Here is a 16,279-nt window from a genome sequence, read left to right on the forward strand (position 1 = left end):
GGCTGTTATTTTTGTGATAAAGGCTCCCACCATTTTTCCCAGGTTTTCCCGAGATCGTCGAGTGCTACTTTTTCCCCGATTTTCGGGGTGGTGACGGGTATATGTGCAGCTTCCGCCAGCAGGGTCACCTGGTGCAACGGCTCGTACCAGGGATGCTGCGCCAGTTTAAATTTGGAATGATGTACCGGCATAAAATTCGCGGCTTTCAGTTCCCCGGCTTCTTTCACTACTTCATCCGGAAGGGAGTGGATGTAAGGCCACCGCTCGTTGTATTGTCCGCATTCCAGGACCGCCAGATCGAAAGGGCCGAAGCGTTCGCCGATTTCTTTGAATTGGGGACCGTAACCGCTGTCGCCACCAAGGAAAAGTTTTTTGGTGGGCGTTTGCAGCACGTAAGATGTCCACAGGGAGATGTTGCGGCTAAAAAGCCTGCCAGAAAAATGCCTGGCCGGTGTGAGCGTAATGTGGAAGCCTTCCATTGGGTTGACGCTTTCATACCAGTTTTTTTCTGTCAGCTTATTTTTATCCCAGCCCCAGTATTCAAAATGCTGCGCTACTCCCAGGCCGCATATCACTTTGCTTACTTTGGGCTGCAGCTGTTGTATGGTTTCATAATCCAGGTGGTCCCAGTGGTCATGTGAAATCAGCAACAGATCGATGTCCGGCAAATCAGCTACCTGGTAGTGGTTGGAGCCGGGGAAGGCTTTTACCGAGCCTCTTACCGGCGAGGCGTTACCACTGAAAATCGGATCTATCAATAGCTTCCGGCCATCTACCTGGATAAAGTAGGAGCTGTGCCCAAACCAGATTAACACGTTTTCTTCCGGAGGAAGGCCCCTGATGTCTGTGTTGACAAACGGGATTGGAGCGGTGGGTGTGGTATCGGTATGTTTACCGAAAAAGTGCCAGAGCACTTTCAGCATATTTTGTCCTTCTACCAATGCCGGTGTAAGGATTTGGTTTTGGAACTGTCCGTTTTTATAGTTGGATAGTGTATTGAAAAACGTTGTCCGTACTGCATTGGGCGACAGCCCATATTTTTTCTTCATTATCCCATGTTTAATTTTTCTTCCTCCAGATCGATGTGATGGAGGAATTTTCTGATGATTTCTTCGTCTATTCGTTGTTCTGCTTTATTCCTGGCCAACAGGAAGGTGCGTTGTTGTTCCAGGATATTTTTATAGATCGATTTGACATTTTCCGGGACGACAGCGTTGTCGTCGGACTCGAGTTGTTTTTGCCATACGGTGACCAGCTTGCGGAGGTGGAAGTTCTGTTCCATATCTGCCGGATGGTGTTGTTCCAGGTAGGTCAGGGATGTTTTAGCCAGTTCTTCCCGGATCATGGCTTCTGTTTCTTCTTCCGGCAGGTGGTCGTTAAAATCCGGCAGGTTTACTTTCCTGATCAGGGCAGGCAGGGTCAGGCCCTGCAGTACCAGTGTTACCAGGATAACGATAAAGGTGATATACAGTATGAGATTGCGTTGCGGGAAGAGAACACCGTTGTCGAATGCTACCGGGATAGACAGTGCTGCCGCGAGGGACACCACACCGCGCATGCCGGTCCACCCCATGATCAACGGAGCTTTGGCGCCGGGGTTTTTATCGGCCACGGTGATAAAATGGCTGGCTATCTTGGTGAAGATGAGGGCGCCGTAACCGGCCAGCATCCTGCCTACGATTAGTGTGGCGGTGATCAGCAGTCCGTATCCTGTAGCCTGGTAGAAGCTGATGCCTTCCGCTTTTAAGGCGCTGGTGATCTCCGGGAGGTCCAGGCCGATAAGGATAAACACCAGTCCGTTCAGCACGAACACCAGACTTTGCCATACATTTTCTCCTCTCAGGCGGGAGGAGCCGCTTAAAAAGCGGTGACGGTGGTAGGAGAGGAAGAGCCCGCCGCTTACTACGGCGAGGACGCCGGAGGCGTGGGCTTCTTCTGCGCCGATGTACATCGCGTACGGTGTGACAAGGGTGAGGATGATATCCATGTTGACGTCGGTAGGAAGCCATTTATGTGCTTTGAGGAAGACCAGCCCGATGAGCAGCCCGATGGCTACGCCGCCGGCCACCATCCATACGAAAGTGAGGGCGGCCTCGTGCAGTACAAACTGACCGGTCCCCACCGCCACCATGGCGAACCGCATGATGATCAGGGAAGAGGCGTCGTTGAGCAGGCTTTCCCCTTCCAGGATGGAAGACATTCTCTTGGGCACTTTCACGAACTTCAGGATGGCACTGGCGCTCACCGCGTCCGGCGGTGAAACGATACCGCCCAGCAGAAAGCCGAGCGCGATCGAAAAGCCGGGGATGAAGGCGTTGGACACCAGCGCTACCGAGATAGCCGTAAGGAAAACCACCACGAAGGCGAAGCTGCCGATGATCCTGCGCCAGTGCCAGAGCTCCTTCCAGGAGTTGGCCCAGGCAGCTTCATACAGCAGGGGAGGAAGGAATATAATGAAAATGAGTTCCGGATCTATTTTGAGAACAGGGATGCCGGGAATGAAGCTGATGGCCAGTCCGGCCAGTACCAGCAGTACCGGGTAGGCGACCTTGATCCGGTTGCCCAGCATAATTAGTAGCACTATCAAGACAATGATGGCCAGATAAAATGGAAAGTGTTCGAGCATATTTACTTTTATGATGACGATTGTTAGAGCACAATATTGTTTCGGGGGGCGATAGGTTCCGGGAGATGGGTTTCATCCAGCATGTCCCGCATGTCAATTTCTATGGTCCGGCTGATCTGGGTGATGGGAATATCGTTGGCGCTTCCTTCAAAAGGATTAACGGCACTTTCTCCGACGGAGTCCAGTACATGGAACGCCCAGGTTACCACGGCCGAGAAAACGATATTCAGCCAGATCGTATAACCTTCCAGGAAGGTGCCATCCCCCATTTTGCTGTATTCTCTTAACAGGCCGAAAGGTAATAAAACGATAAAAATAAAAAGGATGTAACTGGTGACAGAGGCGAAGTTCCTCGGATAGGGGAAGTTTTTGATGCGTTCCGCTTTTCCCTGATCGTCGGTGAAGCGGATGATGCTGTTTTGCAGTTCCATCCACTGAAAGTCGTTGATACGTCCTTCGTTTCTGAGCGCCGCCAGGGTTTCAGATTGCATGGCCATCAGCTGGGTGGCTTTATTCTTTTTCGCCAGGATATACTGCAGTTCGTCGGCCGTCAGGTATTTCGCCAGTTCGTCGGCTACTTTGCCTTCCCATTCGGGGATGGCATACCTGCCGGAAAGGAACTCCCTGTTGCTGCGTTTCTGCATGTTTTCCCAGCTGCGGGGTTCCCTCAGCTGGAACCGCAGGGTTGTCAGCCAGGCGAAGTGGCGGTTAAACAGGTGCTTTACCGTTGCCGACTGTTTACCGCCCAGCGCGTCGCGGAGCGTATAGGCGAAGGTGCGGCTGTCGTTGATGATGGCGCCGTATATCTGTCGCGCTTCCCATATCCGGCCGTAGCTGGCATTGTTTTTAAACCCGACGACAAACGCCAGCGCGGTGCCCAGGATGGCAATGGGCTGCCATGGCAGTGCGATGAAATGAAGACCTGCAGCGTACAGGGCAGTGGGTACAGCGGCGATTAAAAGCAGCCAGAGGGTGTCTCGTGAGGACCATTTGAAAAACTCCAGCGGAGTATAGCGTCTTCCGGTGTGCATTACTCGAACAAATTTTTAATTACGTAGTGGTTGGGTTAAGTTTACATATTTTAAATTTAATACTTTTAATCGTTTTTGCCGGTGTTTATTTTAGTAGACGAACAGCGGCGGGTTTTATTTTCTCATCTGCACGTTAAAACGCTAAGGGCCGGCAATACGCCGGCCCTTAGATTTCGCGGAGAAACCTTTATATATATTGTAACTGATGAAAATGCCGTGTATACATGACAGTTACCCTATCATGCCTGCTGGTGTTGTGGTTATTGATACAGGTATCTCAATGCAATGATGTCATTAGCATTGAAAGGACGGTTTACACCGTTGGGGATGCAAGCCAGCATCCAGCTGTTGGGATCTCCACCGGTGGGAGTACCCGGGATGTGAACGGCACCTACGCCGGCAGAACCTTCGTTACCGCCGGAACCGCAGCTGTAAGCGCGGTTGAAGTAGTCGGTGTGCCTGAAACCGATAGCATGACCGATTTCATGGGCAATAACAGTAGCCAGGTAATTTTGGTTAGGATTGCTACCCAGTGCGTTTGCATCGGAGTTCAGTTTAATCGGGCTTGCCGGATTACCGGTAGAGCAATTAGGGAAACCAGCGGATTGACCCAGAACGCCGGCGCCAAGGCTGGCATATTGGATCTGGATCTGGCCGCCACTGGATACGCGGGTAAATTTAAGCCGCAGGCCCAGTGCGTTGTAACGGCCGATAGCGACATCAGTCGCTGTAACGTAGCCGGACGGCAGACCGCTGATAGAAACAGTGATGGTCTTAGGCAGCGGCGTGATCAGGCAGTTGGTACGATATTGCTCATCGTTGGCAATGCGTAATACAGGAGAATTGGGTTTGTAATTCAGCGATTCGTGCGTCAGGTAGATATCACCTTCCACTACATAACCACCTTCGACATTCCGAATATTATCGGTGTTGTAACCGAGACTGGCAATCTGTTTCTTTGTTTCATCAGAAACAGTTTTTTGTTCCTGCTGAACCAGATCCTGGTTGTTATCTCTTTTACAGGAGTATACCACTCCGGAGAGAATGGCAACCATCAAAGTAAGGCCGGCGGCCTGCTTAATAGTAATTTTCATTTGTCAGGTTTTGAGGGTTTGGGTTTTACATCAAGTCTGAAGCAGGTTGACAGATTTTGGTTGCTATCATTGATTTAGGCTATCGATTTTGCTCGCTACAGATATGTATAAGGGCTCTCGTTAAAATGAAGTTAAAAAGTGTCACTGCATTAAATTTGCAACCTCCTGTTTTTTTATTTCAGACAGGCATTCCCGTCACCCGGCCGGAAAGATCGCCGGCTGCCGTTAACAATTCGTTTGGTTATTATTTTGTTAATGCAGGTATTGCGTGATTATCAATGCTGTGGCGTGTTTGAGGCGTTAATGCCGGACCGGAAGAACGCCGTTTTCCGGATGTTGGCGGAGGGTTGTATACGTTAAACCGGCAAATTGGTACTTTCCCTATTTACTTTTTATTATTGGCAAAAAGTTTTCGCAGGCAGTGAAAACCTGTCTTAACTTTAACTCAGTATCACATACATCCAAACATCTCCATGTAGTAAATGCCGGCAGCATTAATTATAAAAGCTAAAATTTAAAAATAACCGGATACTCAGACCTCTTTGAAAACAACACGATAGTTGGACGGAATGCGCCAATTCATCGTATCATTTTCTCCACCTGTTTCAGGTTTTCTTTTCGCTTATGATGGCATACGGGCGCGTATTGCTACCGGTAGTGTACTGCCCTCCCTGCGTCATAACATTATCCTCTTTATTCTTTCTTGCGGCTCCCTGGGCTGTTCTCTTTATCCTTTTACGATTCATCTTTAAAATGTGAGTTATGAAGTGTTGGATTTTTACAGTGATGTTGTTCTTTTTTGGATTGTCGGCTTCGTTCGCACAGCTGAAAGTTGGCGCCAATCCCAGCCAGATCAACAAGTCCTCCATTCTTGAGTTGGAGAGTACCCGGCAGGGGCTTTTGCTGCCGCGGATACCCGGTGCCAATCTTACCGCTGCACCGCTTAATACCGCTCCGGACGGTATGATTATCTATGTGACGGATTCTGCCAGCCTCTTCATCCGGAAATACGGCCAGTGGCAACGGATGTCGGCGGACAGTGTCAACAGCTGGAACATCACCGGCAATGCGGGGATGGATTCCGCGAAGAATTTTTTAGGTACCACCGATCAGCAGCCGTTGATTTTCAAAACCGGAAATACCGAACGGATGCGTTTTACAGCAGGTGGCAGTATCACTATGGGAGCGGGGACCGTTCCGGCAGGTACTAACCAGCTGCAGGTGCTGGTCATAGAGCCTTCTACCGGCCAGGTATTGCAGCGCACGATGGCAGCTGCGGCTTTCAACAATGCGATCGCCTCCCTGAACGGATTAAGAGACACCGCACAGACGTTTGCCGTTGACAGTGCTGCAGGTAAAGATTTTACGATTAATTCGGCCGGTGGGGTACATACTTTTAACATCCCCACACAAGCAGGCAACGGGGCTACCTCACGGGGGCTGTTGTCTTATGCTGACTGGCTGCGGTTTGATTCCTCCGCACGCTTCCAGATATTACACACGCTGTTTGCCGTTACGCCGGATGCTAACGGTATCAGCGTCAGCAACGGGACGCTTACGCTCCATGCCGCCGATGCCACCAACCCCGGCGGCGTCTCCACAGCAGATCAGACGTTCGGTGGAAACAAGACCTTCCAGAACAACCTGCGTGTGGCACAGCAGGCCACTATTGACGGTAATCTGCTGCTGACCAATATTGGCAATGCGTCGCCAACAGACAGCAACAATGTGCTGATCCGGCGTACAGACGGCACCGTAGTGGAAAAACTGCTGAACAGTAATGCCTTCAAAGCACTGGTGACAGGTAAAAGTCCCGGCGCGGTCAACGATGTCAACATCGACAGCAGTTCGGCCACGCAGATCGTAATTAATATTCCGGATGCCGCCACCACCGTCAGAGGTGTAGTGAACACGCTCAGCGGGCAGACCTTCGCCGGTTACAAGAGCTTCAGGGATTCGCTGGCAGTGGGCGTAGCTGAAGGCACAAAAGCGAATTCGAGTTTCCAGGTAAACGGCTCTATGGCTACCAATCTCACCAAAGTAACCAGCAGCTATACCGTCACAGCCGGTGACAATACGATACTGGCTGACGCCACCGGCGGCGCGCTGACCATCACGCTTCCCAGCCCCGGCGCTATTGCCGGCCGTATTTATACCATCAAGAAAATCGGCAACGGCGGAATTGATAAAGAGGTTACTATCTCCACCAGCGGAGGAACGATAGATGGTTCCGGTAACTACATTATCTACAACGACTGGACGTTTGTGACGCTGCAGACAGATGGCACAGACTGGTATGTGATTAAGAAGTAGTGATTTTTTTCCTGCTCCTTTCATCATTCAACTAGCTGTTATGGGAAGTACAAGTCATTTGTGCCGTTGGATCATATTCCTGTTGCTGCTTCCGCTGTCTTCCGTTGCGCAGCAGCTAAAGCTGGGCAAGAATCCTGCGGTGATCAATAAATCATCTGTGCTTGAACTGGAAAGCCAGTCACAGGGTTTGTTGCTGACCAGGATACCTGATACGGCGGTGGCGCCGCTGACCACCGCGCCGGATGGTTCCATCCTTTTTTACCAGGGAGATAAGAGTCTCCGCGTACGCAGCAGCGGCGCCTGGAGAAAAGCGCTTTTCGCTGTTGACACTACAGATATAACAGGCTTTTTTCTCAAGGTCCGGTCCCTTTTTAGTGCCGGTAATGGGATTGTCTATGACAACGTCACCGGCACCATTTCAGTCTCAGGGGCAGCGGGAGGATCCTGGCTGCTGGGAGGCAACGTGGTGACCGCCGCGCAAAACCTTGGTACCACCACCGCTTTTGACCTGCCGTTTATCACCAATAATACCGAGAGAATGCGCATCAATACCACCGGAAGCGTAGGCATTGGTTCTTCCGCCTTCAACGCCACCAATCCGGAACGGCTGCTGGTAGACGGAGGAACATCCACCTCCAATAACCTGATACGCGGGCAGGGCAACATCAATAACAACCTGCAGTTCAGTATCACGAATATCCATGGCGGCCAAAACGCCAGAACGGATATTGTGGCCTATGCCAACAACGGCAACAGCGCCAATAATTTCATCGACATGGGCATTAACTCCGGCGGGTACAGCAATGCTACCATCATTGGTACCACCAATACAGCCTACCTGTATTCCACTGGCAACAACTTTGTGATCGGTAATGCCAGCAGCAACAAGAACGTGATATTTATCAACGGGGGAATTGCCACTACCAATGAAGTGATGCGGATAGATGCCAGCGGCGAAGTGGGGATTGCCACTTCCACTCCGTCAGCCAAGCTGGATGTGAGTGGTAATTTCAAGCTGGGCGCCAGCGGTACCGTCATGAGCAGCATGATCAAATCCAGTTTTTCGCTGTCGGACAACACCACCAATATTACCAATACCAGTAGTTTGACGAAAACAGCCAGTGTTACCGGCGCCAGCCTCAACGCTTCTGTTATTGTAAACCCGAGGAGCGCGCTCCCGCAGGGACTGGCCATTGCTTACGCTTTTATAAGTGCGGCCAACACTATCACTGTCAATATTATCAACAGTGGCGCGGGTACCGCCGGTGCTCAGAAACTGGGCAATATCACCTTTGATGTAACCATTATCAATCCCTGATGCATAAACATATCATCCATATGGCTGCCTGGCTCATCATCGGGGCGAATGTATGCTTTGCGCAGACAGGCGTATATGTGCCGCAGGGCGGCGATGTCAGCGTGCATGGAAAAGATACTGTCGCTATCTTTAGCGATGTGCGGAATGAAGGACGGTTTGGATCTTTGAAGGGAAGCGTGGTAAATTTCTATGGTAGCAGGTGGGAGAACGCCAATGGTGCAGCTTTGCCGGATGAAAATGAATATGACAGTATTCACCTGCAACAGGCGGGCGGTGTTTTTCGCTTTTTGCAGGTAAAAGGTATTAATAGCGGAGCACAGCATATATATGGGGGATACAGCGCCAGTGCAGGCACCGGCGCCAGCTTCCCCAACCTTAGCATCGGTAATGCGGGCGATGTGTACCTGGATGATCTCAGCGATCTGAAAGTGCGTAGCCGGCTGCATTTCGAAACAGGACATCTGCAGCTGAACGGCTGGAACCTGGTGGTGGGAGACGGCAGTCCCGGCGACATTACCGGTTATTCAGACAAGTCTTTCATTGTAACAGGTTCAGCGCCGGGCGGAGGCTTCCTGTTCCGGGAGATGATCAGCACAGCAGATGATATGGTGGTGTTCCCCATTGGTACCGCTGCCGGAGGTTACGCTCCCATGGCGTTGAAAAACGATGGCAGCAGCGCAAAGACCATACAGGCCAGGGTGTTTGACAGCGTATACCGGTACGCGCTTTCCGGCAATATGGACGCCTCCGGCTTTGTGTTGAAAACCTGGCACCTGAAAGAAGGCCAGACGGCATTGAAAGATGTTACCGTCGTGCTCCAGCACCAGGAGGCAGATGAAGGCCGTGATTTCTCTTTTAACCGCGACAGCAGTTATGTCACCCGCTACCGCAGTGGCGGCGGATGGGACACCGTAAAGCCTTCAGGAACGGAACGCCCCGGAAGGATCACCAGCGGGACGCAACGGCGTAACTCCTACATGAACAGCCGTACGATCGCTGATGGCGGTGAAACCAACACCTTCCTGTCGGTAGCCGCCTTTAAAAATATGACTTCCGAAGTGGCGCTGTTCTTTGAGGCCTACCGGGAAACGGTACAATGGGTAGGGACCCATTGGCGTTCCACCAAAGAACGGAACCTGGACCATTACGAATTACAGCGGCGGCGGGAGAGGGAAGACAGTTTTTATACCGTGGCACGAATGGCGCCGCACAGCCTGAATGGCAACAGTACAGGGCCGCTGGATTACCATTACCGGGATGATAATCCGTATGACAACTGGACTTATTACCGGGTTAAAATATTCGGCCGCGACGGAAAGATATCTTACAGCGCCGTTAAGCCTGTGCCGTGGCTGATCCAGGTCAATATATCCCCCAATCCCAATAGCGGCAATTTCCGGATTGACCTGGTAGGCATCCATCATCAGCTGCGCATGGTGATGCACGATGCAGCCGGCAGGGAACGGGACAGCCGCATCATCAGCAGCAACAGTACTTTAATATCGAGAGCAGACCTGCCTGCAGGATTATATATCCTGACATTTTATGACATTGAAGATGATAACCGTGAAGTGGTGACCGCCAAAGTGGAAATTGTACATTAGTCAGACAAGCGCGTGACCAGCGTAGCGCGGAGCCATCGCCTGGCGTGCCTTTGGAGAAACGATAAACCCGGTTTTCCGTAAACAACAAATCCCAAAAGCCTGTGCAGCGCCACAGGCTTTGTGTTTTTTAATATTGTTCTGCATCCTGACAATTTATAAATGTATCAATTTCTTTGTTTTGAAAAATTATTCTATATTTAGCACCGACTACTATTCCGGATACATCACCATTAACCAGGACTCAATAGCCACAAGTATAGCCGTAACAGTTATCAAATAAAGCCCTCAGATAATTCCAGGTAAATCCCTCAAATGCTCGACTATAAAATGTCTACAAAGATCTTTAAGGAAGGAAGCCCTTTTTTCTGTTGCCATGGTAAACACATGGACCATACATGTTTTCACAGGATTGTCCCTTATGAATGGACGGATGCATAATGATGCATTACTGTTGTTGTAACGTCATGTGCTGATGACAGGCAGCCATTGGGATAGTCATGCCCGGTAGCCTGCGAAATACCTGCTCCCTGAAAATTTCAACCCTCTAAATAGCACTCTATGGAGAAAACAACTGCCGGGCTGGATGCATTCCTTGCCATCTCAGTACCGCTTACCGGCTATACCAGGGTCGCCCTGTTAGCCACCGGGATGGCGCAGCTATACCTGGACGCCCTTCACCGCATCATCGGCTCCGCGATGACGGACGAATACCTGGCCCTGACGGACCGCATACTAAAGGACACCGGCGGCAAAGAACCGGCGCTGGACCGCGCCATCAGGCAACAGCTGCTGGCAAGCCTGCAATACGGGCCCATCACCCGTAACATTATCCAGCTGTGGTACTGGGGCTCCTGGCTTCAGCTGCCGCCTGACTGGGTAGCGAAATACGGCAAAGGCATCAAAGGAAATGATAACCACTTTATAACGCCGGAAGCTTATCAGCAGGGACTGATATGGAATGCCATGGGCAGCCATCCGCAGGGCTCCAAACAGCCGGGCTTCGGCTCCTGGAGCATTGCGCCAATGGTATCATAACGATCAGGTATAAACGGATACATCTCATTAAACCCCCACAACTATGGAAAACAAAGAATATGATGTAGTCATCGTAGGTTCCGGCATCGCCGGTTCTATTGTGGCCAAAATGCTGACACAGGCCGGTAAACAGGTACTGTTGCTGGATGCCGGGCTGGAAGCGGGCATGGCTTTCGATGAAGAAGGCGCCTATAAAAATTACCAGGATTATATGAAATCCTATTTTATGGCGCAGGCCAAAGTACCCAATGCGCCCTACCCCAATGTGAAAGACGCGCAATCGCCCAACGTGCTGGACATGACACAGATCAACGGCAAGCCTGATACAAAAGGGTATTTTGTACAGGAAGGCAAATTACCCTTTGCCAGCGACTATGCCCGCGCCGCTGGCGGTACAACCCTGCACTGGCTGGGCACCTGCCTGCGTATGCTGCCCAACGACTTTAAAATGCACAGTAAATACGGACAGGCTGTAGACTGGCCTATCGACTATGAATACCTGAAACCCTACTACGAAATGGCGGAACGGGAAATAGGCGTGTCCTGCGATGTAAGCGAACAAAAGTATCCGAATATGGGAAATAACTTCTTCGGTAAAGACTACGTGTTTCCCATGCTCAAAATTCCCCAGAGCTACATCGATAAATCTTTTATAGAAGGCATGGAAGGCCTGAAAGTATCGCTCAACGGCGACGTATATACGCCCTGGTGCACCAGCACGCCGCAAGGCAGAAACTCCACGCCCAACAAAAAATACCGTTATGCGAATACTGCATGGAATGCTGCCAAACAAAAGCTCGAATTGCAGCCTTTCGCCAAAGAGAGCGATGAATACGTGCCGGTAGGCGCCATCTGGGACCCTTACTCCGGTCAGCGCTGTGAAGGCAACGCCAGCTGCGTGCCTATCTGCCCCGTGCAGGCGAAATACAACGCGCTGAAAACGCTGAAAAGCGCCAAAAAGGAACACCTGACGCTGCTCAGCCAGGCGGTAGCCACTGAGATACACATTGACACGGGCAACGGTAATATCACCGGCGTGTCCTATAAGCAGTATCCGCATGCTGACAGTAAGGATTATAAGAGCGGTACAGCCAAAGGGAAAATATACGTGCTGGCAGCCAACGCCATTGAAAATGCTAAAATACTGCTGGCGTCAGGAGCCTGTAAAACCAGCGGCCAGGTAGGATGCAACCTCATGGACCATACCGTGCTGCTCACCTGGGGACTCATGAAAGATAAAGTGTTCCCTTTCAGAGGGCCGGGCTCCACGACCAATATTCCCACTTTCCGCGACGGCGATTTCAGAAAAAAACACGCCGCCTGGATATCGCCGATTGACAACTGGGGCTGGGGCTGGCCCACCGGTTCGCCGGATACGGACCTGGACCACGCCGTGTCTACGCTCAACCTGTTTGGCAAAGAGCTGCGCACCTACATCGGCGATACGCTCTCCAGGCAGCTGTTGCTGCATTTCGAATGTGAGCAGTTGCCCCTGAAGACTAACCGCGTCACCATCGATGACAAATACCGGGATAATATCGGTAACTACCGCCCGGTCATCAAATATGACGTGGACGACTACTCGTTAAAAGCCTTTAAAGCCGCCAAAAGCGTGTCTGACCAGATATTTGCCGGTATGGGCGTACAGGATTTCACCAACTACCCGTCTGACGAGCCCGACTATGTTGATGGGTTTGTGTTCCGCGGCGCCGGCCATGTGGTAGGCACGCATTGTATGGGCACCACCAAACAGAATTCTGTGGTCAACAGCCAGCAGCAAGCCTGGGACCACCAGAACCTGTACCTGGTAGGCGCCGGCAATATGGCCACGCTGGGTACTTCCAACCCCACGCTTACGCTGGCGGCGTTGTCATTTGCCGCAGCGGAAAACATTTTAAAGGCACTCAAATAATCACTCATCTTAATTCATCATCCTTATGGAAGCCAATACACTTATTTCCGGCGTACGTCACCGGTTGATACGAAGCGGGGAACCCTCCCTCAAAGAGTTTAACAGCATCACTACAATAGAAGGACTGCGAGAGCACCTTCAGGTGGCGATAGAACTGGAACACTCCACCATACCGCCTTACCTGTATGCTCTATACTCCATACGCGACCGCACCAACGACGCCTCTTCCCGGGTCATCAAAGGCGTGGTCATGGAAGAGATGCTGCACATGATACTGGCCTGCAACATCCTCAACGCCATCGGCGGAAAACCGGATATATCGTCTCCGAAATTTATCCCGGAATATCCTACCTACCTGCCGCACAGCAACGAGGCGTTTAAGGTGAACCTGGAGAAGTTCTCCCGGCCGGCCATAGAAACATTCCTGAAAATAGAAAAGCCCGGCGGGAGAGATGCGCCACCGCAGTCGGACCGCTACGCTTCCATCGGCCAGTTTTATGAAGCAATTGTCGATGGCTTAAAAAGACTGAGCGCCAAAGGGAACATTTTTACCGGAGACCGTTCCCTGCAAATCAGGCCCGAGCAGTTTTACGGCGGCGGAGGCGGACTGATAGAAGTGTACGACCTCGCTACCGCTGAAGAAGCCATCTCCGAAATCGTAGGACAGGGAGAAGGGATAGACGATACCATTGAAGACAGCAATCATAAGCTTTTCGGCGAAGAAGTGGAATACGCTCACTACTTCCGTTTCAATGAGATCTACAAAGAGCAGTATTATAAACCTACGGATACACCCAAAAGCGGTCCTACAGGAGAGAAGTTCCCGGTAGACTGGACACAGGTGCATAATATTAAAGAGAACATCAAAATGAAAGATTTTAAAAAAGGTACCGAGGAGTGGGACATGATGTACCAGTTCAACAAGCGTTATTGCGATATGTTGCAGATGCTGCACCTTACCACCAACGGCAAGCGGGAAAAACTGAAGGATGCGGTACTGATGATGTATGAGCTTAAATACCTCGCACAGGGACTGATGAACGTGCCCATGGGCAATGGTTTATACGCAGCGCCCAGTTTTGAGTATGTAGAATAATGGTTCAGTAAGCGTAACATCCATAACCACGACCGGGTTTACCGGTTGCAGGGAACCGTAAGAGGTTCCCTTTTTTTATCTTGTAGGCACCCGGGCCGTTTGCCAGTCCGAGGATATTTCAATTTATAGTATTACTTTGCCGGCTGGAATTTTTTACGGACCTATATGGAATACCAACCAGGATTACACCTGTTAGCGACATTGTATACCCAAAGAACTGATTTGTTATTGGAGAGCAGCCATTGGCGCACGTTTATCGATGCCCAGATCAAACGCCACGAACTTACGGAGGTAGGTAATACGGTACATGACTTCCCCACCGGCGGCTATACGGCGGTCCACTGCCTGACAGAATCCCACATCTCCGTGCATACATGGCCGGAGTACGGTTTGTGTACCTGCGATGTGTTCCTGTCCAATTTCAGAAGAAACAATGATACCATCACCGCGGCTATCATGGAAGCATTGCAACGCTTTTTTATGGCCGACCGTCAGGAATCCCATTGTATCAGAAGATAGAATCCCTATACATTCATGAGCGACCACTTTCCTTCTTCCTTTAATTGTCCTGCCTGCCAGCGGCACCATCACCTGTTTGACGCGGAAAAGACACAAATGTACGTGTGCGGCAAGTGCCATACCGTGATTGAAGCCGGTCCGCGGGGCCTTTTTGCGGCGTATAAGTTACACCGGCCCAAGGGGAAGCCTAAGTTGCAGACATGGCAGCGTGGCACGCTAAACGGTCATGCCTATACGGTGATCGCCGTAGCGGAGCGGTATGAAGTGAATACACCCTATAGCTGGTTTGAATATACCCTGCTGCGGGACAATGACCACCAGCTCGCTTACTTGTCCAGCTACGACGGCCACTGGAATTTCCTGGAGCCTTTACCGGACCATCAGCTGCCGCAGCCGGCCAGTAAAGGCGGGGCGACCGGTCTTACGGTGAATGATCGCTTCTTTGAGCGTTTCAGCGCTTATAAGGCCAACTACCGCTATGCCGAGGGGGAGTTCCACTGGCTGGACAACCTGCAGAAGTCGAAGCACTGTGAAGAGTTTATCCGTCCGCCGCAACTGCTGGCGGAAGAGAGGGAGGCCGACTATCAGCAGCAAAAGGATTATTACCTCGGCACCTATATACAACGGGAAGAAATCAGCCAATCATTCCTTAAAGGAGGATACCTGCCTGCGCCTGTAGGCGTGGCGCCGGCCCAGCCTGCACGCTTTAACGTGGATGCGCAGCGTTTCCTGAAAGGTACGCTGGTATTCTGTATCCTCGCCCTTATCATTCAGACGGTCTATTCCTTTAACAGCAAAAAGGTACCGGTATTCAGCGACCGTATCTATCTGGATACCGCCAATGTCAGTAAACCGGTGGTGTCTCCTTCTTTTAAGCTGGAAGGGAAAACGTCCAACCTGGAGGTGCAGCTGGAAACGGATGTGGATAACAGCTGGTGCGAAGTGGAAGTGAACCTGGTCAACGAACAAACCGGAAAAGAAACGGCCTTTGTGGTGGGCGCTGAATTTTACAGCGGCGTATCCGAGGGAGAGTCCTGGAGCGAGGGTTCCCGTATGCAGAAAGAGTTTGTATGCAGCGTTCCGGAGGGCAGCTACCATTTTGTGACCACCTTCAGCAAGGGCGACGACCGGCGGCCGGTGAACATCGGGCTGACGGCCTGGTGGGATGTGCCTTCCTGGTGGAATGCCGTACTGCTGTCTGTGCTGATGACGATCGTCGCCGTTATTATATGGGCCATCCGCCGGTCATTCGAAGCCCGCCGATGGGCGGGAAGTAATCTTTAACATTGCTACCAATGAACACCATCATCCATACAATGAAGGGATTTTGGCAGAGAGATAAATTGCTTATCTGCCTGTTTACTTTATTCCTGGCGGCACTGCTGCTGAGTAACCACTATGGTTACCGGATCTGCAACTGTACCAGCACCGACAAATGGCAGCCCGGCGAAAGCCGTAACAGCCGGTCACATGGCGGTATTAATCGTTTTCATCATAAATAACATCCTTTTATGGAAGTATTGCAGTTTAAGTACATCCTCGCCTCTATTGTGTATTCGTTGCTGGGCGTGATTATCCTGGTCGTGGCTTTCTGGCTGGTGGACCGGATCACCCCGGAGAATGCCTGGAAAGAAATTGTGCATAACAAAAATGTAGCGCTGGCGATCGTGGTAGGGGCCTTTATCATTGCGATGGGGCTTATTATCAGTTCAGCGATTCACGGTTAAACAT

14 protein-coding genes are annotated in these 16,279 nt (G+C 51.0%); 10 read left to right on the plus strand and 4 right to left on the minus strand.

Annotated elements, in window-relative coordinates:
• Positions 1 to 5 precede the first annotated feature (5 nt).
• The 4 genes from HF324_RS08285 to HF324_RS08300 form a co-directional block, all read right to left on the minus strand.
• A complete protein-coding gene (locus HF324_RS08285; protein ID WP_168811300.1) occupies positions 6 to 1,049 on the minus strand; it encodes an MBL fold metallo-hydrolase in 1,044 nt (347 codons plus the stop codon).
• Complete coding sequence (locus HF324_RS08290) at positions 1,049 to 2,626, minus strand: Na+/H+ antiporter (RefSeq protein WP_168862268.1); 1,578 nt, start codon at positions 2,624 to 2,626, stop codon at positions 1,049 to 1,051. The genes HF324_RS08285 and HF324_RS08290 overlap by 1 nt, the downstream gene beginning before the upstream one ends.
• A gap of 23 nt (positions 2,627 to 2,649) precedes the next feature.
• Complete coding sequence (locus HF324_RS08295) at positions 2,650 to 3,657, minus strand: bestrophin family protein (RefSeq protein WP_168811304.1); 1,008 nt, start codon at positions 3,655 to 3,657, stop codon at positions 2,650 to 2,652.
• Between the two features lie 260 nt (positions 3,658 to 3,917).
• Entirely contained in the window at positions 3,918 to 4,751 is an 834-nt protein-coding gene (locus tag HF324_RS08300) for a M57 family metalloprotease (RefSeq protein WP_168811306.1), read from the minus strand.
• Positions 4,752 to 5,513: 762 nt separating this feature from the next.
• Here HF324_RS08300 and HF324_RS08305 point away from each other — a divergent pair.
• From HF324_RS08305 to HF324_RS08350, 10 genes are all read left to right on the plus strand, one after another.
• On the plus strand, positions 5,514 to 7,064 hold the full coding sequence (locus HF324_RS08305; protein ID WP_168811308.1) for a phage tail-like protein: 1,551 nt from the start codon (positions 5,514 to 5,516) through the stop codon (positions 7,062 to 7,064).
• A 40-nt stretch (positions 7,065 to 7,104) separates the two neighbouring features.
• Positions 7,105 to 8,382: an autotransporter outer membrane beta-barrel domain-containing protein gene (locus tag HF324_RS08310; protein ID WP_168811310.1), complete on the plus strand. Its 1,278-nt coding sequence runs from the start codon at positions 7,105 to 7,107 to the stop codon at positions 8,380 to 8,382.
• Positions 8,382 to 9,986, plus strand: coding sequence for a T9SS type A sorting domain-containing protein (locus tag HF324_RS08315; protein ID WP_168862269.1), 1,605 nt, complete (start codon positions 8,382 to 8,384; stop codon positions 9,984 to 9,986). Before HF324_RS08310 ends, HF324_RS08315 begins: the two co-directional genes overlap by 1 nt.
• A gap of 558 nt (positions 9,987 to 10,544) precedes the next feature.
• On the plus strand, positions 10,545 to 11,021 hold the full coding sequence (locus tag HF324_RS08320) for a hypothetical protein (protein ID WP_168811314.1): 477 nt from the start codon (positions 10,545 to 10,547) through the stop codon (positions 11,019 to 11,021).
• A gap of 43 nt (positions 11,022 to 11,064) precedes the next feature.
• The gene (locus HF324_RS08325) at positions 11,065 to 12,933 is read left to right on the plus strand and encodes a GMC family oxidoreductase (RefSeq protein ID WP_168862270.1); all 1,869 of its coding nucleotides are present in this window, start codon (positions 11,065 to 11,067) and stop codon (positions 12,931 to 12,933) included.
• A gap of 25 nt (positions 12,934 to 12,958) precedes the next feature.
• Positions 12,959 to 14,029: a ferritin-like domain-containing protein gene (locus HF324_RS08330; protein WP_168811316.1), complete on the plus strand. Its 1,071-nt coding sequence runs from the start codon at positions 12,959 to 12,961 to the stop codon at positions 14,027 to 14,029.
• A 165-nt stretch (positions 14,030 to 14,194) separates the two neighbouring features.
• Positions 14,195 to 14,548 carry an S-adenosylmethionine decarboxylase family protein gene (locus HF324_RS08335; RefSeq protein WP_168811318.1) on the plus strand — a complete coding sequence of 118 codons (354 nt, stop codon included), beginning with the start codon at positions 14,195 to 14,197 and terminating at the stop codon, positions 14,546 to 14,548.
• Positions 14,549 to 14,563: 15 nt separating this feature from the next.
• Entirely contained in the window at positions 14,564 to 15,832 is a 1,269-nt protein-coding gene (locus HF324_RS08340; RefSeq protein WP_168862271.1) for a DUF4178 domain-containing protein, read from the plus strand.
• 11 nt (positions 15,833 to 15,843) lie between these two features.
• Positions 15,844 to 16,050, plus strand: a complete 207-nt coding sequence (locus tag HF324_RS08345) for a hypothetical protein (RefSeq protein ID WP_168811322.1) — start codon at positions 15,844 to 15,846, stop codon at positions 16,048 to 16,050.
• Positions 16,051 to 16,059: 9 nt separating this feature from the next.
• Complete coding sequence (locus HF324_RS08350) at positions 16,060 to 16,275, plus strand: DUF350 domain-containing protein (RefSeq protein ID WP_168811324.1); 216 nt, start codon at positions 16,060 to 16,062, stop codon at positions 16,273 to 16,275.
• Positions 16,276 to 16,279: the final 4 nt, after the last annotated feature.

The sequence above is a fragment of the Chitinophaga oryzae genome (genome assembly GCF_012516375.2).
GTDB classification, from domain to species: domain Bacteria; phylum Bacteroidota; class Bacteroidia; order Chitinophagales; family Chitinophagaceae; genus Chitinophaga; species Chitinophaga oryzae.

What these genes read in the sequence shown, in the direction of transcription:
- HF324_RS08285 (WP_168811300.1), bottom strand. Translation starts at nt 1,049, where the DNA reads ATGAAGAAAAAATATGGGCTGTCGCCCAATGCAGTACGGACAACGTTT.
- HF324_RS08290 (WP_168862268.1), bottom strand. Translation starts at nt 2,626, where the DNA reads ATGCTCGAACACTTTCCATTTTATCTGGCCATCATTGTCTTGATAGTG.
- HF324_RS08295 (WP_168811304.1), bottom strand. Translation starts at nt 3,657, where the DNA reads ATGCACACCGGAAGACGCTATACTCCGCTGGAGTTTTTCAAATGGTCC.
- HF324_RS08300 (WP_168811306.1), bottom strand. Translation starts at nt 4,751, where the DNA reads ATGAAAATTACTATTAAGCAGGCCGCCGGCCTTACTTTGATGGTTGCC.
- HF324_RS08305 (WP_168811308.1), top strand. Translation starts at nt 5,514, where the DNA reads ATGAAGTGTTGGATTTTTACAGTGATGTTGTTCTTTTTTGGATTGTCG.
- HF324_RS08310 (WP_168811310.1), top strand. Translation starts at nt 7,105, where the DNA reads ATGGGAAGTACAAGTCATTTGTGCCGTTGGATCATATTCCTGTTGCTG.
- HF324_RS08315 (WP_168862269.1), top strand. Translation starts at nt 8,382, where the DNA reads ATGCATAAACATATCATCCATATGGCTGCCTGGCTCATCATCGGGGCG.
- HF324_RS08320 (WP_168811314.1), top strand. Translation starts at nt 10,545, where the DNA reads ATGGAGAAAACAACTGCCGGGCTGGATGCATTCCTTGCCATCTCAGTA.
- HF324_RS08325 (WP_168862270.1), top strand. Translation starts at nt 11,065, where the DNA reads ATGGAAAACAAAGAATATGATGTAGTCATCGTAGGTTCCGGCATCGCC.
- HF324_RS08330 (WP_168811316.1), top strand. Translation starts at nt 12,959, where the DNA reads ATGGAAGCCAATACACTTATTTCCGGCGTACGTCACCGGTTGATACGA.
- HF324_RS08335 (WP_168811318.1), top strand. Translation starts at nt 14,195, where the DNA reads ATGGAATACCAACCAGGATTACACCTGTTAGCGACATTGTATACCCAA.
- HF324_RS08340 (WP_168862271.1), top strand. Translation starts at nt 14,564, where the DNA reads ATGAGCGACCACTTTCCTTCTTCCTTTAATTGTCCTGCCTGCCAGCGG.
- HF324_RS08345 (WP_168811322.1), top strand. Translation starts at nt 15,844, where the DNA reads ATGAACACCATCATCCATACAATGAAGGGATTTTGGCAGAGAGATAAA.
- HF324_RS08350 (WP_168811324.1), top strand. Translation starts at nt 16,060, where the DNA reads ATGGAAGTATTGCAGTTTAAGTACATCCTCGCCTCTATTGTGTATTCG.